Source organism: Microbacterium sp. PF5 (assembly GCF_004794315.1).
In the GTDB taxonomy this organism is placed as follows: Bacteria; Actinomycetota; Actinomycetes; order Actinomycetales; family Microbacteriaceae; genus Microbacterium; species Microbacterium sufflavum.
Genome location: NZ_SSDQ01000054.1, coordinates 46,598 through 69,776, shown reverse-complemented (window position 1 = coordinate 69,776; position 23,179 = coordinate 46,598). Strand labels below are relative to the sequence as shown.

At 70.2% G+C, this 23,179-nt stretch carries 24 protein-coding genes; 9 read left to right on the top strand and 15 right to left on the bottom strand.

The annotated features are described in order from the left end of the window. Positions 1-32: 32 nt before the first annotated feature. The 8 genes from qcrB to DW297_RS03465 form a co-directional block, all read right to left on the bottom strand. The gene (qcrB, locus tag DW297_RS18760; RefSeq protein ID WP_240744501.1) at positions 33-2,537 is read right to left on the bottom strand and encodes a cytochrome bc1 complex cytochrome b subunit; all 2,505 of its coding nucleotides are present in this window, start codon (positions 2,535-2,537) and stop codon (positions 33-35) included. A gap of 203 nt (positions 2,538-2,740) precedes the next feature. Further along, positions 2,741-3,136 carry a hypothetical protein gene (locus tag DW297_RS03495; RefSeq protein WP_136029414.1) on the bottom strand — a complete coding sequence of 132 codons (396 nt, stop codon included), beginning with the start codon at positions 3,134-3,136 and terminating at the stop codon, positions 2,741-2,743. After that, positions 3,133-4,068, bottom strand: a complete 936-nt coding sequence (locus tag DW297_RS03490; RefSeq protein ID WP_136029412.1) for an RNA polymerase sigma-70 factor — start codon at positions 4,066-4,068, stop codon at positions 3,133-3,135. The genes DW297_RS03495 and DW297_RS03490 overlap by 4 nt, the downstream gene beginning before the upstream one ends. Further along, complete coding sequence (locus DW297_RS03485; RefSeq protein ID WP_136029411.1) at positions 4,058-4,828, bottom strand: SDR family oxidoreductase; 771 nt, start codon at positions 4,826-4,828, stop codon at positions 4,058-4,060. The genes DW297_RS03490 and DW297_RS03485 overlap by 11 nt, the downstream gene beginning before the upstream one ends. A 122-nt stretch (positions 4,829-4,950) precedes the next feature. Then, a complete protein-coding gene (locus DW297_RS03480; protein WP_136029409.1) occupies positions 4,951-5,553 on the bottom strand; it encodes a hypothetical protein in 603 nt (200 codons plus the stop codon). Positions 5,554-5,751: 198 nt separating this feature from the next. Then, positions 5,752-6,690: an alpha/beta fold hydrolase gene (locus tag DW297_RS03475; RefSeq protein WP_136029407.1), complete on the bottom strand. Its 939-nt coding sequence runs from the start codon at positions 6,688-6,690 to the stop codon at positions 5,752-5,754. A gap of 69 nt (positions 6,691-6,759) precedes the next feature. Then, positions 6,760-7,503, bottom strand: a complete 744-nt coding sequence (locus DW297_RS03470; RefSeq protein ID WP_136029405.1) for an alpha/beta fold hydrolase — start codon at positions 7,501-7,503, stop codon at positions 6,760-6,762. A 41-nt stretch (positions 7,504-7,544) separates the two neighbouring features. Continuing rightward, positions 7,545-8,495, bottom strand: a complete 951-nt coding sequence (locus DW297_RS03465; protein ID WP_136029403.1) for an alpha/beta hydrolase — start codon at positions 8,493-8,495, stop codon at positions 7,545-7,547. A 207-nt stretch (positions 8,496-8,702) separates the two neighbouring features. On the opposite strand from DW297_RS03465, the gene DW297_RS03460 reads away from it, so the two are divergent. Both DW297_RS03460 and DW297_RS03455 read left to right on the top strand, forming a co-directional pair. Continuing rightward, complete coding sequence (locus DW297_RS03460) at positions 8,703-9,491, top strand: SDR family oxidoreductase (protein ID WP_136029400.1); 789 nt, start codon at positions 8,703-8,705, stop codon at positions 9,489-9,491. A 92-nt stretch (positions 9,492-9,583) separates the two neighbouring features. After that, the gene (locus DW297_RS03455) at positions 9,584-10,339 is read left to right on the top strand and encodes an SDR family oxidoreductase (RefSeq protein WP_136029398.1); all 756 of its coding nucleotides are present in this window, start codon (positions 9,584-9,586) and stop codon (positions 10,337-10,339) included. A gap of 81 nt (positions 10,340-10,420) precedes the next feature. On the opposite strand, the gene DW297_RS03450 is transcribed toward DW297_RS03455, so the two are convergent. Next, entirely contained in the window at positions 10,421-11,635 is a 1,215-nt protein-coding gene (locus tag DW297_RS03450; protein WP_136029396.1) for an MFS transporter, read from the bottom strand. A 104-nt stretch (positions 11,636-11,739) separates the two neighbouring features. Between DW297_RS03450 and DW297_RS03445 the strand changes: the two genes are divergently transcribed. Then, positions 11,740-12,261, top strand: coding sequence for a CGNR zinc finger domain-containing protein (locus DW297_RS03445; RefSeq protein ID WP_240744500.1), 522 nt, complete (start codon positions 11,740-11,742; stop codon positions 12,259-12,261). A gap of 12 nt (positions 12,262-12,273) precedes the next feature. Here the strand turns inward: DW297_RS03445 and DW297_RS03440 are convergent, their stop codons facing one another. The 4 genes from DW297_RS03440 to DW297_RS03425 all read right to left on the bottom strand — a co-directional run bounded on the left by DW297_RS03440 (position 12,274) and on the right by DW297_RS03425 (position 15,347). After that, the gene (locus DW297_RS03440; RefSeq protein WP_136029391.1) at positions 12,274-12,690 is read right to left on the bottom strand and encodes a hypothetical protein; all 417 of its coding nucleotides are present in this window, start codon (positions 12,688-12,690) and stop codon (positions 12,274-12,276) included. Positions 12,691-12,750: 60 nt separating this feature from the next. Then, a complete protein-coding gene (locus DW297_RS03435) occupies positions 12,751-13,596 on the bottom strand; it encodes a transposase (RefSeq protein WP_136029389.1) in 846 nt (281 codons plus the stop codon). A gap of 26 nt (positions 13,597-13,622) precedes the next feature. Continuing rightward, positions 13,623-14,948, bottom strand: a complete 1,326-nt coding sequence (locus tag DW297_RS03430) for a VCBS repeat domain-containing M23 family metallopeptidase (RefSeq protein ID WP_136029387.1) — start codon at positions 14,946-14,948, stop codon at positions 13,623-13,625. 138 nt (positions 14,949-15,086) lie between these two features. Further along, entirely contained in the window at positions 15,087-15,347 is a 261-nt protein-coding gene (locus tag DW297_RS03425) for a hypothetical protein (protein ID WP_136029385.1), read from the bottom strand. Positions 15,348-15,516: 169 nt separating this feature from the next. Here DW297_RS03425 and DW297_RS03420 point away from each other — a divergent pair, with 169 nt between their 5' ends. The 3 genes from DW297_RS03420 to DW297_RS03410 all read left to right on the top strand — a co-directional run bounded on the left by DW297_RS03420 (position 15,517) and on the right by DW297_RS03410 (position 17,987). Next, positions 15,517-15,822: a DUF7882 family protein gene (locus tag DW297_RS03420; protein ID WP_136029383.1), complete on the top strand. Its 306-nt coding sequence runs from the start codon at positions 15,517-15,519 to the stop codon at positions 15,820-15,822. A 32-nt stretch (positions 15,823-15,854) separates the two neighbouring features. Beyond that, positions 15,855-16,373, top strand: coding sequence for a hypothetical protein (locus DW297_RS03415; protein ID WP_136029381.1), 519 nt, complete (start codon positions 15,855-15,857; stop codon positions 16,371-16,373). Between the two features lie 210 nt (positions 16,374-16,583). Continuing rightward, complete coding sequence (locus tag DW297_RS03410; RefSeq protein ID WP_136029379.1) at positions 16,584-17,987, top strand: cell division initiation protein; 1,404 nt, start codon at positions 16,584-16,586, stop codon at positions 17,985-17,987. A 63-nt stretch (positions 17,988-18,050) separates the two neighbouring features. Here the strand turns inward: DW297_RS03410 and DW297_RS03405 are convergent, their stop codons facing one another. Further along, entirely contained in the window at positions 18,051-18,329 is a 279-nt protein-coding gene (locus DW297_RS03405; RefSeq protein WP_136029378.1) for a hypothetical protein, read from the bottom strand. A 477-nt stretch (positions 18,330-18,806) separates the two neighbouring features. Between DW297_RS03405 and DW297_RS03400 the strand changes: the two genes are divergently transcribed. Further along, positions 18,807-19,421 (top strand): TetR/AcrR family transcriptional regulator, encoded by a 615-nt coding sequence (locus DW297_RS03400; RefSeq protein ID WP_136029376.1) that lies wholly within the window; start codon positions 18,807-18,809, stop codon positions 19,419-19,421. Between the two features lie 12 nt (positions 19,422-19,433). Here DW297_RS03400 and DW297_RS03395 read toward each other — a convergent pair whose 3' ends face one another. Further along, positions 19,434-20,582, bottom strand: coding sequence for a low temperature requirement protein A (locus tag DW297_RS03395; RefSeq protein ID WP_136029374.1), 1,149 nt, complete (start codon positions 20,580-20,582; stop codon positions 19,434-19,436). Positions 20,583-20,945: 363 nt separating this feature from the next. Here DW297_RS03395 and DW297_RS03390 point away from each other — a divergent pair, with 363 nt between their 5' ends. Both DW297_RS03390 and DW297_RS03385 read left to right on the top strand, forming a co-directional pair. Beyond that, a complete protein-coding gene (locus tag DW297_RS03390) occupies positions 20,946-22,472 on the top strand; it encodes a sugar transferase (protein ID WP_136029372.1) in 1,527 nt (508 codons plus the stop codon). After that, a complete protein-coding gene (locus DW297_RS03385) occupies positions 22,472-23,161 on the top strand; it encodes a hypothetical protein (protein WP_136029370.1) in 690 nt (229 codons plus the stop codon). Before DW297_RS03390 ends, DW297_RS03385 begins: the two co-directional genes overlap by 1 nt. Positions 23,162-23,179: the final 18 nt, after the last annotated feature.

Sequence of the window (23,179 nt, the reverse complement as noted above, 5' to 3'; positions counted from 1 at the left end):
TTACAATCAGCCCAGAAACCCTCGCCTAGCTTCTACATGGCGGGGGTTTTGCTTTGCCCGCCCACCGGCATCGCGTCGACCGCATGGGGCAGCGCGCGGGTGACGAGACTCACGAGGAACTTGCCCGGCTCCTCGAGCATGCACAGATGCGCCGAGTTCTCGAACCAGACGACGTGCGTCGACGGTGCCGTCACGTGCTCGAGCCAGCGCACGACGGGGCCCGTAGGCGTCGTCCAGTCGTGGCGTCCGAGGAACTGCAGCATCGGCACCTCGAACGCCGTCTGATCGCGGGCGTCGAAGCCGAGCAGGGCCGGGAGCACCGCGGTCATGGTCACCTGCTGCCCGACGCCGATCAACCCCAGGTCGGCATCGGTGTAATACGGAGACAGCTCCTGCGACTCCGTGAAGTACGCGAAGTCGGACCGATACGCGGACAGCCCCCCGTAGTGCTGGGCCCACCTCCGGCAGGTCACGATGCGTTCGACGGTCAACGGCTCCGCGCCGGGATACTCCCCCAGCGACTGCAGCTCCGCGACCGCCCGCTCATTCCCATCCGCGACGGCACTCCGCATCGCGTGACCGAAGCTCTCGACCTCGTTCTCGGGACCGCAGATGACCTGGCCGACGCCGATGTACGCCCACAGCAGGTCGGGTCGCTGCCTGGCCACAGTGAGGCCGATGATCGTCCCCCAGCTGTGGCCGAGCACCCCGACCTTCCGGACGCCGAGCTCGGCCTGCACCCACGCGATCAGCTCCACGAGATCGTCGACATACCTCTCGACACGGAGATCCAGCCCGTCGGACACGGTCGCCTCGGACTTGCCACTCGCGCGCTGGTCGTAGTTGACGACGGTGAAGTAGTCCTCGACCCCGCGCTGCCATATCCACGACGACGGCAACGACGGGAGCGCCGGACCGCCGTGGCACACGACGAGCACCGGGTTCGCCCTGCTGCGGCCGCGGATCGAGACGAACTGCTCGACGCCTCCGAGTTCGACGTAAGCCGTGCGGTCGATCGCCTCGGGGTTGGGAAGGCGACACAGATCCGCGATGACGGTGCGGCCGAGGTCTTCGCTCATGTCGGTCAGCCTAGAGGGGGGTCGGGGCCCGCTCCGTGCCACGGACGTCGCCCCGCCCACCGGTGCCCCGCCACCGGAGGCTGCCGCGTGCGCGACCAGTCGCCAGCGCTCGTACTCGTCGAGCGGCTCATGCACCTCCACGTACTCTCCGCCGGGCATCCGGACGACCCGTCCCGTCTCGAACCCGTGCAGGACGAGGTCTCTGTCCTTGCGCTGCAACCCGATGCAGATGCGCCGGGTGAGGACGAACGCCAGGGGCGGGCCGGCGAGCAACGCGATCTGGAGTGTCAGGATCATCGTCTCGAACGAGACATGGAACACCAGAGCGACCACGTCCGCACTCCCCGCCGCCCACAGCACGCAGAAGAAGACGATGCCGGCCACCCCGATCGCAGTGCGCGTGGCGACGTTGCGCGGGCGATCCAGCAGGTGATGCTCGGCGCGATCCCGCGTGACCCGCGCCTCGAGGAAGGGATACAGCGCCACGACGGCCAGGAAGGCGCCGACCACCAGCAACGGCACCAGAACCGCGAGCGTCCAGGTCCTGTCGAACAGGACGACCTCCCACCCCGGAGGCACCAGGCGCAGCGCGCCGTCGAGGAACCCCGTGTACCAGTCGGGCTGGCTTCCCGCCGAGGCGTTGCCCGGATCGGACGGCCCGTACTCCCAGACCGGGGCGACCGGCACCAGAGTCGCCATCAGCACGAGGAGCCCCACCACGACCGCGGAGAACCCTCCGGCCCGAGCGACACCGTTGGGAAGCAGCGGCACCCCGACGATGTTGCCCTCTTCACGCCCGCCCGCCGCGAACTGCGGCGGACGGTGCCGGGAGGCCGACCACGCGCGGCCGGCGATCAGGACGAGCAGCCCCAGGGGCACCACGAAGACGTGGACCGCCGAGAGGTTCTCGATGATCCGCCCGGGGAATCCCCCGCCGAACAGCACGGAGGACGCCCACGTGCCCACGACCGGGATCCCGAGAGTGATGCCCTCCACGATGCGGAGCCCCGAGCCCGACAGCATGTCGTCGGGCAGGGCGTAACCGCTCCACCCTCCGACGAGCGCCACGATCAGCAGCAGGAAGAGCATCACCCAGCTCCCGCGTCGCGGGCGACGGAACGCGCCGGTGAAGAAGGTGACGAGCAGCTGAAGACCGATCGCCGCCGGCAGGATCAGGGCGGCCCAGTGGTGAAGCTGACGCAGGAGCAATCCGCCGGGCACCTCGAACGACAGCGTCATGACCGACGCGAACGCCCGAGACACCTCGACGCCGGCGAGCGGCTCATACGGCCCGCGGTACCTCATCGATTCACTGGACGGCGCGTACACGAGCATCAACAGCAGGCCGGTCACGAAGAGCACGACGACAGCGCTCACGGTGATCACGCCGAAGAGGCCGGTCCAGTGCGTCGGAACGACTCGCCCGCTCAGCTCGTGCCGAGCGGAGCTGACAGTCACGCCGAGGCGCGAGCGGCGGAGACGGTCCGAGGCGCGCTCCGTGAGAGACAGCGGGCGGCGGCGGTCAACGGGCATGCTCGACCTCGCCCGACACGAACGGCTGCGAACCTTCGTCATCGCATCTCCCTCCCCTCATCAATGAAGACCAGATGGGGGGACAGACTGTGACAGGGGTGACCGGTCGGGCAGCGGCTGTGAGGCGGTCAGCGATTCCAGTGCCGGAGCTTGTCGGGGTTGCACACCAGCCACACCGTGACCAGTCGACCAGCCGTGACCTCGGCCGTGAGCACGCCCACCACCCGACCGTCACGGGCGAGGGTGATCCCGGGCGCTCCGTTGATCGAGGCGGCGGCGACCGAGGTTCCGGCGGTCATCACGGCCGCGAGCTCCGCCGCCGCGGCCGCCCGACCGGCGAGCGGGAGGGACGCCGTCTGCCCGTGGCCGCCGCTGTCGACGACGAGGGTCACCGCGCGGTGCATCACGTCGCGGATCGCGAGCTCGTCACGTGCCTCCAGGGCGTCCGCCAGCGCCCTCACGGTCTCCTCCGGGGCGCCACGACGCCACCGGCGCGACCACGCCGGGCCGTGCCTGCGGGTCATGCGCCGACCGCAGCCACATGCCGCAGCTTCGGCGGGCTCATCACCCAGAGGAGCTGCAGGATGCCCTCCTCCGACGTCGTCGCGGTCACCACCGTGGTGATGTGCCCGTCCTCGGACAGCGTCGCCGCGGGCTGCCCGTTGACCTCGACCCAGTCGATGACCTTGCCCGTCCAGAAGTGATGCGCGAACGCGGAGACGAACTTCGCCACCCTGCTGCGTCCGATCACGGGAATGCGCGCGGCCAGCTTCACTCCGTTGCCGTCCGTGTAGCTGACGACGTCCGCGGCGAAGAGCGACTCGAGCTGGCTGACATCACCCATCTGCGCCGCCGTGAGGAACGCTTCCAGCAGGCGCTTCTGGGCGGCCGGATCCACCGTCGCGTTGCGCGCCGACGACAGGTGCGCGCGTGCCCTGCTGACCAGCTGCCTTGCGCTGGCCTGACTCGACGAGATCACCTCCGCGATACGCGGATACGGGTAGTCGAAGGCCTCGCGGAGGATGTAGGCGGCTCGCTCGGTCGGCGTGAGCTTCTCGAGGGTGAGGAGGATCGCGAACTGCAACGCCTCGGCACGCTCGGCACCCAGGGCCGGGTCATCCTCCGTGTTCACGGGCTCCGGCAGCCACGGCCCGATGTAGGTCTCACGACGGACGCGGGACGACTGCAGCACGTTGATCGAGAGCCTCGTCGCGATGGTGGTGAGGAAGGCCGCCGGCTCCTGCACCTTCGAACGGTCGGTGTTCTGCCAGCGGATCCAGGTCTCCTGGACGATGTCCTCCGCGTCGGCGACGGTGCTCAGCATCCGGTAGGCGATGCCGAACAGACGCCGTCGGTGCGCGTCGAACGTCTGCAGCGCGTCGTCCAGTTCGGTGCACACACCCAGATTGTCGTCGGTCGGCGCCCGTTCCTCCAGCTCCAGCTCGTCAGCGCTCATGGGACACCGTGCGCCGGCCCTCTTCACGGACCCAGGTCTCCAGGGTCGTCGGCGCCTCCACGGACGGCGGATGCGGGAGCAGCAGGTCCCCGGAGATGTTGAACCCCACCGGGGTGATGTCGTCGTCGGCCACGACATACCGCGGGTCGTTGTCGACGCGGAGTACCCGGTTCACGAACGCCGGCAGCAGCATCCGCTCCGGCCCGCCCATGTCCAGGGCACCGTCCAGCGGGGAGCCCAGCGCGAGTTCGACCAGCTTCTCCGCGACGTCGGACGCGGCGACCGGCTGCACGGGCTTCGCGGGCAGACGCACGGTGTCCTGATCGGTGTTCCACTCGGCGATCATGCGTGCGAAGTCGTAGAACTGCGTCGAGCGCAGGATGGAGGAGCGAGTCGACCCCGAGCGGACAGCGAGCTCCTGCGCTCCCTTGGCCGCGAAGTAGCCCTCTTCACCGGTGTGATCGGCGCCGACGATCGAGAGCAGCACGTGGTGCTTCACCCCGGCCTTCGCTTCGGCCTCCATCACCCGGTGCGTCGTCTCCTCGAAGAACCGCAGGGTGTCGGGGCTCGACACGTCCGGGGCGTTGGTCACGTCGATCACGGCGTCGGCGAACTCCAGCGCGGCATCCAGGCCACGACCCGTCCGCGCGTCCACCCCGCTCTTCCGCGATGCGACCACCACGGCCTGGGCCCGTCGCTCCAGGTTCTCCACGACCTTGCGGCCCACCTGCCCGGTCCCGCCCAACACGACGATTCGCATATCTCGCTCGCTCCGTTCTCGACGACGTCGGCTCCTGCACAGATCGTCTCTAGGGGTGACAGCACGCCCCGCCGATCTGTGACAGCTTCGCGAAAGAATCCAGACGGCGGGAACCGTCGGCGTCAGTCGGGGTAGGCGTCCCGGATCCGACGGCGCTCGTAGGTGAGCGTCGCGATGAGCAGCAGCGACCCGACGACGATGCCCGATGCCTGCGCGAGAAGCGACGGGACCCCGATGAAGATCAGCAGCAACGCGACGAGGGCCCCGCCGAGGACCGAGTTCACCGTGCCGATCATGCTCGCCATCGTGAACAGGAAGGACGACCGCTCGTAGCGCACTCCGAGCTCCCCGGTGCGCGGGTTGTCGAGGACGATCAGGTCGGGCCCCGAGGGGTGCAGACCGATGAAGTGTTCGCGGATGCGCACCATGCGCCGGCGCACCGTGATGTTCTCGACGCTGGTGTCGACCAGCCGCACGACGGTGAACCAGCCCAGCAGGAAGATCGTCGGGAACACCGTCGCGGTGAGGGTCGCGAGCAGCGCGGGCGACCCGCCGGCGAAGCCGATCGCCACCAGCCCGCTCGACAGCGTCGACAGGTAGATCGTGCTGCGCGTCCCCGCCTCCGAGATCGTCGAGCTGGCGACGGACTGCAGGACGAACAGCTCCGTCCCGACGGCGCTGTTCAACGCCGCGGCGTCCGGATCCGGCCTGCCGACCGCGGTCACGGCGCGACCCGATGGGCGGGGGCCGCGTCGTGCATCGTGACCGCGAACCGATTCGTCATCCTGCTCCCCTTCCGTTCGAGGCGTGACAGACCACGCCCTCCGTTCACATCGATGACCGGTCGCACCGGCGAACTGTGACACGGACCTCGGCACACCTGGCGTGCGGCGGCAGTCACTGCGCTGACGCGTTCCCGGGATTCAGGGTGTGCCGGCACCGTCGCCGGGCGGCTCGGCGACGTCGGCGACGGCCTGGGCGAACGCGTGTGGCGCCTCGGCCGGTAGGTGGTGCCCGGCGTGCGGGATCCGCCGATGCTCGCGGGCGCCGGCGAACAGGTGCGCCTGCGGGGTGCCGTCGGTCGGCGGGAAGTTGCCGTCGGCGGTCCCGTCGAGGGTGATCGCGGGAACGCTGATCGGCGGGGCCAGGGCCAGCCGTCGCTCGAGCTCCTCGTACTCCTCTGCCCCCGGCGCCAGGCCCAGCCGGTGGCGGTACGAGTGGATCACGACATCGACGTAGTCGGGGTTGTCGAAGGCGAGCGCTGCGCGGTCGAGCTCGGCGTCGCTGAACGCCCACTCCGGCGAATTGCGCCGCCAGATCACCTCGGCGATGTCCCGCCGGTTCGCATCCAGTCCCCGTCGGCCGCGTTCGGTGGCGAAGTACCAGAAGTACCAGAACCCGGCTTCCAGGTCCGGACGGATCGGCGACTCCGCACCGGCGATGTTCTGGATGAGGTAGCCGTTCACCGAGACCAGCCCCGAGATCCGCTCAGGCCACAGCGCGGCGACCACGCACGCGGCGCGTCCACCCCAGTCGTAGCCGGCGAGCACCGGCTCGTCCAGGTCGAGCGCGTCGATGAACGCCCGCAGGTCCGAGCCGAGCGCCGCCTGCTGACCGGTGCGCGGGCGCCGATCGTCCAGGAACCGGGTGGGTCCGTGCCCGCGGAGGTAGGGCACGACGACCCGATAGCCGGCTTCGACGAGCAGTGGTGCGACCTCGACGTAGCTGTGCACGTCGTAGGGGTAGCCGTGCAGCAGCACGACCGGGTCGGCGGACGGGTCGCCGAGGTCGACGTAGGCGACGGACAGGTCGCCCGCGTCGATGCGCTCGACCGTGCGGAAGAGGGAGGTGTCGGAGCTCATGCGTGATCCTTCTCGTCGGTGGTGTGGCGCCCCGCACCGGCGCACGCCGTGCGGGACGCCACGGTCTGCTCAGGCCGCGCTCGACGCGGCGCCGGAGACATACGCCTTCCCGGCGGCGGCGATCGTCTCGGCGATGACCTCCGGGTGCGACACCAGTGCCGCATGCGAGGCCCCGGTGATCTCGCGCGTCCCGCGAGACGCTGCCCGCTCCGCTCCCGCACGGAAGATCGCGACCGGGATGTTGCGGTCCTGGTCTCCGAAGACGTGCCACGAGGGGATGTCCTTCCACGCCGGGCGCGTGGTCGGCAGGGCGTCCGTGAGCGCCGCCTCCGCGACCGGGCGCTGCGTGGCCGCCATGAGCGCTGCCGTCTCCGGCGCCACGTCGGCCGCGAACTGCTGGTGGAAGGCCTCAGGACGGATGGCGAGCTCGTTGCCGCCCGCCGTGAGCGGGTACACGGACAGGGCGTCGCCGAGGGTGCTGCCGGGTGCGCTGTTCGACAGGCCGAAGGCGCTCTCACCCGTCTCGGGGGCGAACGCCGACACGTAGACGAGCCCGACGACGGCGTCGTTCCCCGCCGCGGCCTCCGTGATCACCAGACCGCCGTAGGAGTGTCCGACGAGGACGACGGGGCCGGCGATCGACGCGATCACGTCGCGCACGTAGGCCGCATCCCCCGCAAGGCTGCGCAGCGGGTTGGCGACGGCGACGACGTTCACGTCATGGCTCTGCAACCGGGCGATGACGCCGTTCCAGGAGGCGGATTCGGCGAAGGCGCCGTGGACGAGGACGATGGTGGGCTTCTCGATGGTCATGATGTGTTCTCTCTGTTGGGGGTGGGAGGGGGTGGGGTGGGTCACGCGGCGGCGAAGGCCGTGCGCAGTACGTGGATGGCCTGCTCGATCGCGGCGGTGCTGGCGGCGGAACTGCGCAGCGGGTTGAGCATCATGAAGTCGTGGATGGTGCCGTCGTAACGCACGAGGGTCGTGCGCACGCCCGCCTCGATGAGCCTGCGGCCATACGCCTCGCCCTCGTCGCGCAGCACGTCGTTCTCGTCCACGACGAGGAACGTCTCCGGCAGTCCCCGCAGCTCCTCGATCGATGCCCGCAGCGGAGACACGGTGACGTCGGCGCGAGCACCGACATCCGGCACGTAGCTGTCCCAGAACCAGGCCATCGCGTCGGCGCGGAGGTGGTACCCCTCGGCGAACTCGCGATAGCTGTCGGTGTCCTGGCCGGCGTCGGTCACCGGGTAGTACAGCGACTGGTGGAGGAAGGCGACGTCGCCGCGACGCTTCGCGAGGATGGCGACGACGGCCGCCATGTTGCCTCCGACGGAGTCTCCGGCGATGGCGATGCGAGAGGCATCGAGACCATGCGCTGTGCCGTCGCTCGCGATCCAGCGCGCACTCGCATACACCTGCTCGATCGCGACGGGGTGGTGCGCTTCCGGAGAGCGGTCGTACTCGACGACGACGATCGCCGCGTCCGTGCCGGTTGCGAGGTCGCGGACGAGGCGGTCATGCGTGCCTGCGTCACCGAGCACCCATCCCCCACCGTGCACGTAGAGGACGACCGGGAGCTGCCCGGCGGAACCGACCGGCTTCACGATCCGTACGCGGACGTCACCGATCTCGGCGGGAACGGTCACCCATTCCTCGTCGACGTCCGGCTTCGCGATCGGGGCCGCCTGGACGTCGTCGAGCAGCTTCCTGGCTCCGTCGACGCCGAGGTCGGCGAGGAACGGGGGCGTGGAGGTGGCGTCGGCGAAGGCTTGCGCTTCCGGCTCCAGTACATGGTCGGTCATGACGGTTCCTTTCAGATGAGGAGGGTGAGCCGTCTCCGATCGCGGCCGATCCGGTGGCTCATGCAACAAACGACCAGGTGAGCGCGGCGATTGTGACAGTTCTCCTCCCGCGACTTTTTTCGAAGGGTGCTGTCACACCCGGCACGGCTGCGCGGTCACACAGGTACGGCCGCTTCCCTGACGGCCATCGACGAGCGAAGGAGCACCATGAGGATCACGGTCATCGGCGGGACGGGACTGATCGGCAGCCGACTCACGCGCGCACTCCGGCGGGCCGGCCACGACGTCGTGGTCGGCGCACGTGCCACGGGCGTGAACTCCTACACGGGCGAAGGGCTGGCGGAGGCGCTGGACGGTGCCGATGTGCTGGTCGACGTGTCGAACTCGTCGTACACAGACGAAGCCGCCGCCCTGGAGTTCTTCTTCACCTCCACGATGAACCTGCTCAGCTACGGCAGCGCGGCGGGCGTCGGGCATCATGTGGCGCTGTCCGTGGTCGGAACCGACCGCCTCGCCCGAGCCGAGGGCGGCTACTTCGCGGCGAAGGCGGAGCAGGAGCGGCTCATCGTGGAGTCGCAGCGCCCGTATTCCCTCGTGCACGCGACGCAGTTCTTCGAGTTCATCCGGAACATCACCGATCAGGCGACCCGTGGCGGTCGGGTGCGCGTCGCTGACGTCCTCGTGCAGCCCATGTCCGCCGATGACGTCGCGGCGGCGGTGGCGGAGACGGCAGTCGGTGCACCGCGCTACGGGATGGTGGAGTTCGGCGGGCCCGAGGTGTTCAGCCTCGAGCAGATCGCCGCGCAGGATCTGCGCTCCCGCCAGGACGACCGCGAGGTCGTCGCCGATCCCCTCGGAACGTATTTCGGGGCGCACCTGCACAGCCGCGACTTGCTTCCCGAGTCGACGGCGCGGATCGCTCCGACCCGGTACCACGACTGGCGCACTCTCCCCCGTGAGGGCGACATCAGCGAGGCGCTGCTGCGCGCGGAGTGACCGCTCCCGCACTGCACGCCGTCACAGACCCGGCCGCACCGCGGTCACCACTGAAAGGCACCTCTTCCGGTGCCGCGAGAGGAAGACAGAAAATGGCAAAGATCGTCGTCATCGGAGGCACGGGCCTGATCGGCTCGAAGGTCGTCTCGAAGCTGAACGCCCACGGGCACGAGGCCATCGCGGCTTCGCCGAACACCGGGGTCAACACGCTCACCGGCGAGGGCGTGGCGGAGGTGCTCGCCGGCGCCGACGCCGTCGTCGACGTCTCCAACTCCCCCTCGTTCGCCCCCGACGATGTGATGGAGTTCTTCACCACGTCGACCACCACGCTCCTCCGGGCGGAGAAGGCCGCCGGGGTCGCGCACCACGTCGCACTCACGATCGTCGGCACGAACCGTCCGCAGAGCATCCCCTACTTCGCGGCCAAGGTCGCTCAGGAGAAGCTGATCCGCGAGTCCGGCATCGGGTACTCGCTCGTGCACGCCACACAGTTCTTCGAGTTCATCGGGAGCATCGCCGACATCTCCACCGAGGGCGACACGGTCCGCCTTCCCGGCGGCCTCGTGCAGCCGATCGCCGCCGAGGACGTCGCCACCGCCGTGGCGCGCACCGCGGCGGGAGAGCCGCAGGGCGACATCGAGATCGCCGGACCCGAGGCGTTCGGCATGGACGAGTTCATCCGACGCGGCCTCACGTTCCGCAACGACCCGCGCCACGTGGTCCGTGATGACACCGCGCCGTACTACGGGGCGCAGATCGAGGAGCGCACGCTGGTGCCGTTCGACGGCGCGCAGATCTTCGAGACGACGCTCGAGGAGTGGCTGCCGCTGAACCCGCCGCGCTCCTGACGCGGCGCGCCGGCGCCGTTCGCCGAAGCGGTGAGCGTGCCTTCACGGTTTCGGTGTTCGGCGTCGGTGCTCCCGGGTGCGCTACGAGCTGACCGCGATCGCGTTCTCGCGCCGGCGGGACGCCCGACGGTCGATGACGGCGGCGCCGAACGCCACCGCGACGGTCGCGACGGCTCCCCCGAGCACCACGAGGGGGGCGTTCGTCACGGCCGTCCCCGCCACGGCGACTCCCACAGAGGAGCACGCGACCTTCAGGCCGGCCATCGTCATGAACACCTGCGCACGGGCCTCGGGCGGGGAGTACTCGGAGCGCGCGGCCAGGCTCGACGCGAACTGCAGCGAACCGCAGATCCCCACGAGGGCGAAGCCGATGGCCGCGACCTCCCGCGATGGAGCGAGTGCGCACACCGCGAGTGCGGCGCTGACGCCGGACGCCGCCCAGGTCACCGCGTGCTCCGGGGCTCCCCGCAGCGGCCGAACGGTCACGGCGAGCGAGCCAGCCAGCGTGCCGGCTCCGAAGGCCGCAGCGAGCAGTGCTGCGGCATCGCGTCCACCCCACTCGTGGACGCTCACGGTCGCCACCGCGAGGATCGGGACCGCGCCGACGGCGACGGCCGCGACGGAGGTGCAGACCGTGACGCGGCGCAGCGGGCCCGAGGTGAACAGGAGTGCCACGTTCCGCCGCACGCTCGCTCCGGCATCGCGTCGCCCGGCACCCCCGGCCGCTGACCCGAGCGGTGGAAGGGTCATCAGCACGGCAGCGCCGACGAGCGCGGCCGCCGCGGCGCCCAGGACCCCGGCGAGCGGGGTGAGCACGGCGGTCGCGACCGCGATGATGAGCGGGCCGAACGCCGCCCCGACACCGTAGGTCAGCGCGTCGAGCCCCTGTGCGCGGCGTTGCGTCGTCTGCTCGCGGTTCACCAGCCGAGGGAGCTGGCTGCTCAGCCCTCCGGTGAACAGGGGTCCGCAGCCCCCCGCCGCCGCCAGCGCGACGGCAGCGAGGACGAGCCACCCTGCGGTGAAGGCGAGGGCGGCGACCGCGACGAACAGCGCGTAGAGGACGAAGGCTGCGGCCAGGAGCGCGATGGGTCTCTTCGCTCGTCCGAGGACGGGCGCCACGAGCGGCCCGGCGAGGTGCGGAGCGGTCAGACACGCAGCCAGCAGTCCGGCGACGGGTGCGGTTTCCGGGGAGGACGTCGCGAGGAGCACGACACCCACGACCACCCCGGCGTCGGCGCCTCGGATCAGAGTCGCCGTGATCGCATAGGCGGCGACGGCGCGCTTCCGAGTGACCACCGGCACCTCCGCTCCACGGTCATCACCACCTGAACGGGTGACGATAGGCCAGCCTTGCGGACGTCATCGTCACCTGTCAAGGTGGTGATGTGGAGTTCGCTTTCGTGGCAGGCAATCTCGCTCTCGACTTCGTCGCGACCGTCGCGTCGCGAGAGACGATCGCGCACGAGTGGCTGCCGACCCCCGGCTCCCTCGCCGAATGGCTCGTCCTCAGCGGCGCGGTGGACACCCCTCCGAAGGTGTCTGCGGTCGAGTTCGCCCGGGCGATCGAACTCCGCGAAGCGCTGTACATCGCGCTGCGGAAGGCCGCGGCCGGATCAGCGCCCGACGACCGCACGATCGCACTGGTCAACGCCGCGGCGGCCCACGCGACACCCGTACCCGTGCTCACGTCCGGAGGCGTGAGCAGCAGCGGCTCCACCCCGGCGGCGCTGGCCCTCGTCGCCCGCGCCGCGCAGGTGGCGCTGACCGACCCGCGACTCCGCTTCTGCGATGGCACGGACTGCACGCGGCCGTTCCTCGATGCCTCGCGGGGCCGCACGCGCCGCTGGTGCGGGATGGCGGGGTGCGGAGACCGCGCCAAGGCCGCCGCCTACCGACGGCGGCTCGCGATCAGACGCGCCTGAATCCGCTCGCCCTCACTCCGCCGGAACGAACACGTTGTCGAACAGCCGCTCGGTCCCCTCGGGGGTGGGCGAGCCGTCCGGCGCGACCTCGTACGTGCCCAGCTCCCCGCTGAGGCGCACCCAGGTCCCGTTGTCGGCACAGCCCGTGGCGTACGCGTCATCGCTCTCATACGCGACCACGCAGATCCCGCTGCCGGACGCGGGTCGTGCGAGCCACAGCGACACGTCGCCGTCCTTCCCCACGAACCGGGCGGTGTCCGGCGCGACGACGCCGTCGTTGTCGTCGACCGCGGCATCCGGCAGGGCGTCAGCCGCCTGAGGCTCCTTCTCGAGCACGGCGAAGTCCGCCCCGCCCATGCATCCGGACAACACGGTGGCCATGACCACCGCGGCCACGCCCGCAGCGCCGACCCTCGTGCTCCGCTTCACGGTGCCCCCTCGCCTCTCCGTATGCCAGCCATCGTCGCACACGTGCCGCGCAGACCGGGCTCAGAGCGCATCGAGTGCCCGCTGCGCCGCCTCGCGATCCCGCGCCGCCTCGTCGCGCGACGCCACGGCCTCCTCCTGACGCTCGGCCGCCCCCGGCAGCTCTCCTGCGATGCGCTCGGCCTCCGTGCGCAGCTGTGCGAGCTGCGCCTCGAGGTCGGCGATGTCGTCGTCGAGCTCCTCGGCGCGCGCGCGAAGCGTCCGCAGCACGTCGTCCTGTTTCGCCACTGCGCGCTCCGCCGCCGCGAGCTCCTTCTCCGCCGCGGTCACGCGCCGTTCGGCCTCGCGTCGAGCCCGCCGCGCGGAGAGCTCATCCGCGCGGCGCGGCGCGGCGGGCGCGAGTGTCGGCACCTCCCCCGCCACGGCCTCACGGACGTCGTCGCCCGACGCGTTCGGCTCCAGGGCGCGCAGGAGTCGCCCCGACGCCACCGCCGCCGCCGCGTCGGGGTCGAAGAAGGCGGCGGAGATCGTCTGCTCGACCGCGTCCAGCGTCGCCGTCGTCACGCGTTCCCCGCGCGACTGCGCGAGCTGTCCCGCCGCCTGCGCCAGCCGTCGCGTGAGGGCGCGCCGCTCACGTCCGAGCTTCGCCAGCGCCGCGGCGTCGAGGTCCGCCTGCGCCTCCCGCAGCTCGGCGGCCAGGCTCAGCGCCTCCCCCAGCTGCTCCGCCCTCTCCCGAGCGAACACGTTCACGACCCACGCCGCGACCGAGGGCTTGCGCAGCTCTCGCACGGCCGCGGCGGTGGCGGCATCCGCGGTGTCCTTCGCACGAGCGGTGCGCGCCGCCACGAAGTCGCCCGGCGACGCCGCGTACAGGTCCGCGACGATCTCGTCGAACGTGGAAGCCGCCATGCGCCCACGATACGCGGCACCAGACCCTACTCGATCGTGAGGTGTCCGCCCCAGTCGGAGCCCACGAGCGTCTTGGTCCCGAAGGTCCCGTCGCCGAGACCGCTGTACAGGTAGACCTCGCCCGCAGGGGTGCGTCCGAGGAGGTCCGCCCGGCGGTCGCCGTTGTAGTCGACCCCGCCCGTGAGCGCCGTGAACTCGATCCACCCTTCGCCGACGACCCGAGCCGTCTGGAAGCCGTAGTTCGCGCCACGGTAGAAGTAGAGCGTCCCGGTGTCCGACGCGGCGATCAGGTCGCCCTTGCCGTCGTTGTCGAAGTCGCCGCCCACGATGAAGTGGAAGCCCTCCCACCCGACGCCGAGTGTGGTCACGCGCCCGGTGAAGCCGCCGGAGCCGTTGCCTTCGTACAGCGACATCGCCCCGTTGGGGGCGACGCCGATCACGTCCTGTCTGCCGTCGCCGGTGAAGTCGGCGCCGGAGACGATGTGCAGCAGGCCGTACCAGCCGTTCCCGATCGCGGTCCCGGCCGCGAATCCTCCCGCACCGTTCCCGGCGTAGAACTCGAGCGTGCCGTCGGATCTCGCCGCGATCAGGTCGGCCTTCGTATCGCCGTTGAAGTCGGCGTGGGTGACGTGGCGACGGCTGCCGCCCCAGAGTCCGAGGGCCGTGGTCGCCGCGGCGAACGACCCCTGGCCGTTGCCGGTGCGCAGACGCAGGTCGCCGTTGCCGGCGACCACGAGCACGTCGGCGTTGCCGTCGCCCGTGTAGTCCGCGGAGGCGACGGTGCCCGAGCCGGTGCCGAGACCGGGGAAGAACAGCGGGATGGTGGCACCGCGCGTGACGTTCGACAGGCACGTGAAACCGTTGTTGATCTGCGAGTAGACGCGGCCGTTCAGCCAGACCTCGAAGTGCAGGTGGTAGGCGGCGGAGTTGCCGGTGTTGCCGACCACGCCGATCTGCTGGCCCCGCAGCACGCGGGTGCCCGGCGGGTACCACGCGGTGCTGGCCATGTGGGCGTAGCGGGTGACGTAGCCGCCCGCGTGCTCGATGTCGGTGTAGTTGCCGTATCCGCCGTTCGACGTGCGCGTGCGGACGACGCCGTCGTAGGCCGCCAGGATCGGGGTGCCGCCGTTGCGTGAGATGTCGATGCCGTCGTGGGCGCGGTAGTTGCCCAGACAGCCGTCACCGACCTTGGACTGGATGTTGCCCGACGCCGGGTAGACCATGTAGCCGTCGGGCGCGGCGGCCGCGGCCGGGTCGCCCGTGGTGAACGCGGGAGCCAGGGTGCCGAGCATCACCGCGAGCACGGCGACGATCCCGATGCGGCCAAGGCGCAAGCGGGACGTGCGCTTCATCGTGACGTTCTCTCTTGCTCAGCGGCCCCAGGGACATCATGTCCACCGCGGTCACCGTACCAAGCGCGGAGCGCGATACCCGTCAACGCCACCCCGCGGGCGACGGATCGGTCGGGGCGGGTTCCGGCGCTGTCCGCGTCAGAGCAGCTCGTGGTCGAAGAAGTCGCCTCGGGGGAAGATCGCGACCGGAGGCTCATCGGGTTCGGCGTCGTGCGGTTCGACCGAGATCACGACGTGACTCATCGGGGAGACGAGCACGTTCACCCGCGACCCGTCCGCCACGGTGAAGGCGACGAACCCGCCTCCCGCCCGGACCGCGGCATCGATCTCCTGCTTCATCCCGTCCGCCGACTCACCGGGTGCGAGCACGAAGCCGACATCGTTCACGACGATCCGCACGCGCGCCGTCCTCTTCGCCTCATGTGTCACTGCCGTCACCTGTCCCGTCTGCGCGTTTCCGAGGCCCGCCTGTCCGGCGACAATAGGCCTCCGGTTCCTCGCACCGAAGGGGGTTGCGCCGATCAGGGATGAGAGGCAGAGGGCCTCGGAGCGGTGTACGGTCAGCACTATGGGCAGACTCCGCTACGACGGTCATTCCGACCCGATTCTCATCGAGGATGAGACCCTGGCGCACCTGAAAATCGTGATCTCCACGAAGCTCCGTCGACAGGAGAGCTTCATGATGACCTGGCTGCCCGTCGCAGCCGGGGTGGACAAGCGCGCGACGATCTGGATCCACCCGGCCATCCCGCTCCAGTTCGGCTTCGACGCGGCGGAGCCGCCCCGCATCGACCCGCACCGCGTGCAGGAGATCATGCAGGCGCTCAACTCCTCCGGTGAGCTCGTGCTGGACGCGCTCACCGCACCCCGCTGAACGGACCGCCGTTCCGCCCACACGGATCAGTCGTGGTTCCCGCTCTCCTTCTCTTCGGACTGCTCATCCTGGCGATCATCGTCGGGGCCGCCTTCCTGCGCCCGTGGCTGAACCGCAGCACCGCGGCCGCAGGACGCCGCGCGGGCGACCGCTTCGCGCGAGACCAGCTCGACAAGGCCCTCGCCGAGTTCGGTCGCACGCTGCGGATCCACGCGCCCGCCCCGGAGGCACGTGAGCTCCTGACGATGGCAGCGGCCGCCGGCAAGGACTTCCTCCCGCTGGAAGACGGCGCCATCGGCATCCGCTTCGTCGACCCCGACGACACCGTCGTGCGCGTGACCGCCGACCCGATGGGCGCGGTGCTGCGCGTCGAGACCTTCCGCGAGTACATGGGGTTCCCGCAGACCACGGCGCTGTGGACCGAGCTGCGCTCCCGCGTCGCGGCGGCGGCGGGGGCGCGGGGCATCACGGTGTCCGACGGGCCGCCGGTCTCGTACGTCCGTGGCGCGCTGCTCGACGATCGCAATGCCCGCTGGTCGCGCTCCGGATGAACCGTCCGTCGGCACCGCCCTCCCCGGTGTGAAGAGGGGCTCACGATCCACAGCCGGCGCAACTAGGCTAGGACCGCGTCGCGCCCGGCACAGCGTCCGCTGAGGACACGGTCGCGACGTGCGCCGGGCGGCCTCCTCGTCCGTGCGTGCGATCCCGTTCGGCGGTCGGAGCCCCCGCTCCGCGTCCGGACACGCCAGAAAGGCCCAACCATGAGCGACTCCCCGGACGGCTCCCGCGACGAGCGGTCGCCGGACTTCTTCGACCAGCTGATCGAGACGGCACCGCGCGACCAGCAGTCGTCGTCGGCGTCGAATACCGCGTTCACGATCGGCTTCCGCGGCTACGACAAGGGCGAGGTCGACGCGGCGCTCGCCTCCCTGCGGGCGCAGGTGCAGCAGCTGTCCGACCAGCTCGCCGAGACGCAGACCAGGGAGACCGAGTCGGTCGAGGCCATCCGCGCGGAGGAGCGTGAGGCGCGCGAGGCGCTGGAGAGCGAGCTCGCCGCCGCGAACGCCAAGGCCGCCGACGCCGAGCAGCAGGTCGCCACGCTGACCTCCGAGCTCGTCGACACCCCGCAGCCCGATGGAGAGGAGGCGCCGTCTCGTCAGCAGTTCGAGGCGATCCTGCGCGTCGCGGAGGAGCAGGCGAACGTGCTGATCCAGAACGCCGCCGTGCAGGCCGACCGGCTCATGGCGGCGGCGCGCGAAGAGGTCGCTGCGCAGCGCGCCGAGGCCGAGGCCGACGCCGATCGCATCACTTCGCAGGCCCAGCGGGACGCCGACCAGGTGCGCCTGAAGATGGAGACCGAGTACACGGCTCACGAGGCGCGCATCGAGCGGGAGGCGTCGCACGCCGCCGAGAAGGTGAACCAGGCGTCGCAGGAGGCCACCGCGATCCGCACGGAGGCCGAGAAGGGCGCGGCGGCGCTGCGTTCGCTCGTCACGAGGGAGACCACGCAGCTGCGGGCGGATGCGGAGCGCGAGGTGCGCGAGATGAACGCCCGCGTGCTCGAGTTCGAGGAGACGCTGACCCGTCGCCAGGACGACGCGCAGCAGGAGTTCCTGGTGCTGCACAACCAGGCCGTCGCGCACGCGGAGCGCATCACGACCGATGCCAACGAGCAGGTCACCGCTTCCCTGGAGCACGCGCAGCGGATCTCCGCGAAGGCGGACGACTACGAGCGGCTCATGCGGTCGCAGGCGCAGGCGATCGAGGCGGACGCGCAGGTGCGCGCGAGGGAGATCCTCGACCGCGCCAGGGTGAAGTCGCAGAAGATCGTCGATGCGGTCACCGGTCACACGACCGCGGTGCTGCACGACGCCGAGGACCGCACGCGGCAGCTGCGCTGGCAGCAGCAGCAGCTGTCGAGCTTCATGGCCGAGGTGCGCGAGCTCATCCGCCCCGACGGCATCTTCAGCGACGATGCGCTGCCCTCGTCGATCGCGGTCGCCGAGGCCACGATCGACGACGAGGACGAGTCGGGTTCGGAGGCCACCGAGACGGTCGTGGAGACGTTCCTGGGCGACGAGGTGCTGGACGACGAGCTCGACGACGACAGCCCGCTCGAGAAGATCACGATCGACGTGGTGGAGACCGACGACAGCAAGCGGTAGAGCCGGACACGACGAAGGCGCGAGCAGCTCTCTGCTCGCGCCTTCGTCGTGTCGTCGGTGTGGTCAGGCCCTGGCCCGGCGTACGCGGCGGCGTCCGGAGCGCGGCACGGACCGGAGCCCGGAGCGCGGTGCGGGCCGGGTCGCAGCGTCGAGTGCGTCGCAGGCGTCGTCGAGCGAGGCGTAGGTACCGAGGTCGGTACCGCGCTCGTCGCGCAGCACATGTGCGGCGCCGTCGAACTCGACGAAGCCGGCGAACTCGCCGCCGCGGGTGGCGACGTGCACGTCGATGTCGGCCTGCTTCCAGGTGAGGGGGTCGGACGGAGGGACGGTGGTGGTGCTCATGGTGATGCTCATTGCTATGTGGCGGGCACGCAGGGCGGTCCGCAAGTGAGGAGATCGAAGGCGGCGTCGCGCGCGTCGATGTGCGCGAACCGTGGATGGGCCCTGATCAGTGGCGACGCGGCGGCCGAGAGGGGCGAAACGCACACGTTGCATCGTCAGTCTAGCAGAGATGCCGTGACGACGGGTTCGGGGGCGCGACGGAGGAGGTGGGGACATCGCTCCGCCGCGCACGCTGCCGAGCGAGAGTTCGTCAGGCAGCGGTTGCCGGGGCGACGGGGAATCGCGCGCGCGGCGTGGTCGACGATCGGGCGCTGGGGACGCTCACGATCGCGATCCATCCAGTGCATCACGGGATTGGTCAAGTGTCAAGTTTTTCTTGGATGAGTGTCCAGTTTTTACTTGACGACTGTTCAAATCCGTGACGGTGCCCACTAGCATGACCGATACCGAACGCAGGGACGGAGTCGAGACGAGACGATGAACACAGCGATCAAGAGGGCCGAGCGCGCCGGGACCGACAAGTTCGCCCTCCGTCGACGGAGCCTGGCGGAGGCCGCGCTGGAGGCGATCGCCGAACGCGGGTTCGCCCGCACGGGGCTGCGCGAGATCGCCCAGCACTCCGAGCTCTCCCACGGCTCGCTGCACTACTACTTCACCGACAAGAACGACCTCATCGCGGAGGCCGTCCGCATCTCGCGCGGCCAGCCGGCCGAGCGCTACGCCGCCATCATCGAGACGGCGACCACCCCCGACGAGCTCGCCGGGCGCGTGGCCGACGAGATGGCCAGGAGCCTGAAGGACGACGCGTCGCTGCACCGCCTCTGGTACGACCTGCGCAATCAGGCACTGTTCGAGTCCGGCTTCGGCGACACGATCGAGCAGATCGAGCAGATGCTGCAGGAGGCGATCGGCGAGGTGCTCGCGCGCTACGCGGAACTCGCCGGGAAACCGTGTCGCTTCGACGCCACCCTGGCGTACGCCCTGACCGACGGCATGCTCCAGAACGCCCTCATCCGCCATCTGCGCGGCGACACGGAGGCGATCTCGCGACTGCGTCAGGAGTGCCTCGCCCTGTTCGCCGCCTGCGTCTGAGCGGCGCGGCGCCTACGTCCCCACCGGCGCCTCGGCCTCGCGCGTGACCGGCGGTCGGAGCACGAGCACGACCACGACGGCTGCCAGGATCAGGGCGGTGAGCGTCACCGGGACCGGCAGCACCGGATCCAACAGCACGAGTGCCGCTCCGGTCGGCACCACCGTGTTGACCACACGGTCGGCGTTCTCCTTGATCGCGATCCACCAGACGCCGAGGAGGAACACCGCGATGGGGACGGTCACGGTGAACGAAGCGGCCATGCTCGACAGGTGGCTCTCACCGGTGAGCACGTCCAGCTCCACCTCGATGCCTGCCGAGAAGGCGGCGGCCGCCGCGAACACGAAGTAGTGCGTGTAGCCGTACCGCAGCGACCGGCGGAACGAGGTGATCGCGCGGTGATGCGGCGGCCAGAAGTAGATCCACCAGAGCGAGGCGGTGACCACCAGCGTGAGCACCGAGATCGCGATCAGCGGCCCGAGCGCCTCGACCTCGTCGAGCGCGTCGATGATCGCGTTCGCCGAGGCGAGCAGGCTCTCCCCCAGCACGATGAGAGTGAACAGCCCGTAGCGCTCTGTGATGTGGTGCCGGTGCCACGGGGTCTGCCGGCGGTATTCGGCGAACACCGGAACGGAGATCTCGATGAGGGCGAACACCACGAACGCCACGAGCTGGGCGGGCCCCGTCGGGATCAGGAGGAACAGCACCCAGAGCACCTGCACCCCGGCGATGCCCGCCGCGTACCGGCGGGTGGCGGAGCGCAGCGCACCGGCCGACCGTGAGGCCCTGAGCCACTGCGCGACCATGGCCACGCGCATCACGACGTACCCGATGACCGGCACGGTGAAGTTGCCCTCGTCGAAGGCCCGCGGCACACCGGCCGCGAGGATGAGCACCCCGCCCATCTGCACGAACGTCGTCACGCGGTAGAGCCAGTCGTCCGTGTCGAACGAGGTGGCGAACCACGTGAAGTTCATCCACGCCCACCAGATCGCGAAGAACACCATCGCGTACGACGTGATGCCGTGGACGAAGTCCCCGTGGGAGAGAGCGTGGTGCAGCTGCGACGAGGCGATGCTCACGGCCACGACGAACACCAGGTCGAAGAACAGCTCGAGGGTGCTCGCGGTGCGATGCGGCTGCGCCGGGTCACGGGGCAGCATGGTGCGCAGGCGAGAACGAGGAGAGGGTGGGGGCGCCATCACCGCGTCAGGATAGCGCCCGGGCCGCGCCCGACCGCGCACCACCCGCGATGGGGTTTCATCCATTCCCCGGATTTGTCTTCCGTTTCCTGGCCGCGTCCGCTACAGTGTTCCAGGTCTGCAGCGCCTGCTGCACGAAGCCGCCGGTTGGGACGGCGCCTTCGACTCCGAGATGTGGGATCACGGAGTTCCAGCAGGACCCGAGGGGTCGGGACGCAGACGACTGCCGTGAACGTGGGGTTCACGGTCTGGGGATATCAAACTGGGGAAATCAATGTCGCACTGGGGAATTCTGCGTACATTCACGGCTCAAGGGGCCTCGGCATGACGTCCGTCGAGGATGCTCTGAGCATCTCTCGCACGGGATTCGTTCCGGCCACCGCTCCGCGGGCCACCACGTCGTCCACGCGCCCGGCGACCACGCCGCGCGCTTCGGCGACGCTGGAACGGCGTCGGCAGTGGGAACGTCACTATCGGATGCGGCTGCGGATCACGGATGCGGCTGTCATCCTGATCGCCGTCGCTCTGACGGTCGCGGTCCAGCTGACCTCCGGCGTCGTGGCGATCGAGGCGGGGCGCAACGCTGCTCTGCTCGGCCTCGCCTGGTATCTGATGCTGTCGGCGCTCAACACCCGCGACGCCGCCATCTTCGGTTCCGGGGCCACGGAATACCGCCGCGTGGCACACGCCAGCGGCCTGGCATTCGGCATCACCGCTATCGCGGGCGTCCTGCTGGCGTGGGAGGGACTGCAGCCGCTGTTCCTCGTCGCGCTCCCTGTCGGGACGTTCGGGCTGCTCGGCGCGCGCTGGGCCTGGAGACGGTGGCTGCAGCGCCGCCGGATCCGGGGCCAGTACGCGTCGCGCACCCTGGTGGTCGGCGCGACCGAAGACGTCGAGTATGTGATCACGTCTCTGCAGAAGGGCGCAGAGAACGGCTACCACGTCGTGGGGACGACGCTGGTGGATCGCAAGGCCGGCGCGTTCGCGATCGGGGAGAGCATCTACCCGGTCGTCGGCGATCTCGACAGCGTCGCCGCCGCGGCAGCCCAGCTCGGGGCGGACACGATCATCGTGGCGAGCCGTCCCGATGGGGACCCCGACTTCGTCAAGCAGCTCAGCTGGCAGCTCGAGGGCACCGCCGCCGAGCTCGTGCTCTCGAGCCGACTGACCGACGTCGCCGGTCCTCGCATCTCGCTGCGTCAGGTCGACGGCCTGCCGCTGATCCAGGTGAAGATCCCGACGTACGAGGGCGGGGTGCACGTGCTCAAGCGGGCGCTCGACATCTTCGTCGCGACGGTCGCGCTGATCCCGATCGCCCTCCTCACCCCGGTGCTGATGGCGCTCATCAAGCTCGACTCGCCCGGACCCGCGTTCTTCTTCCAGGAGCGCGTCGGCCGCGACGGCCGCCGCTTCAAGATGGTGAAGTTCCGCTCGATGAAGACCGACGCCGAGCAGCAGCTCGCCGCCCTCAAGGCGCAGAACGACGGCGCCGGTCTTCTGTTCAAGATGAAGGACGACCCCCGCGTCACCCGCGTGGGAAAGGTGCTGCGCAAGCTGTCGCTCGACGAGCTGCCGCAGTTCTGGAACGTCCTCACCGGCGACATGAGTGTCGTCGGGCCTCGTCCGCCGCTTCCCAGCGAGGTCACGGCGTACGACGGCACCGTGTTCCGCCGCCTGTACATCAAGCCCGGCATCACGGGCCTGTGGCAGGTGTCCGGGCGCAGCGACCTGTCGTGGGACGAGAGCGTGCGCCTCGACCTGCGGTACGTCGAGAACTGGTCGGTCATGAATGATCTGCAAATCATGTGGCGGACCGCGAAGGTGATGATCCAGCCGAAGGGGGCTTACTGATGGATGACGAAGGACAGGTGATCGAGGGCGAGAAGGCGCCCGCGACGCACCGCAGACGATGGATCGCGATCGGTGCCGTGGCACTGCTCGCGCTGGGCGCCGCAGGGGTTGGCGTCGCCCTCGTGACGAACAACGGCGGAGCGCCGTCGGCCTCGTCCACCCACAAGCCCGTCGACGACGGCGACGAGGACAAGGCGGCATCCGAAGATCCGCTGAAGTCCGTCCCGAAGGTGGTCGACGGCCCGATGAGCGATGACCAGGACGCCGAGGTCAAGCGGGCGACCGCGGCCGCCGACGCCGTGGTCGCCGCCCTCGACGAGGTCAGCCAGCGCGGCGACGGCTCGGCGGTCGGCGTCGACGCGGTCGCGACCGGCTGGGTGCTCGGCGAGGTGCAGTCCCACGCACGGGAGCAGATGGACCTGGGCTACACGCAGACGGGCAAGGCGGTCGTCACGAGCGTCACCCCGACGGCGGTGGACCTGGCGTCCTCCCCCGCGACCATCACCCTCAAGGTGTGCGTCGACGTGTCCGACATCGACGTGAAGGACGCGGCGGGCAACTCGCTCAAGGACTCGCTGTACAACCCCGGCCACCCCGTGGCCCACATCTACGGAGCCGTCTTCGAGGACGACACCTGGAAGATCTCGTCGCACGAGATCCCCGACGTTCAGGACTGCCCCGCAGCCTGACCTCCCCCACACCCCCCG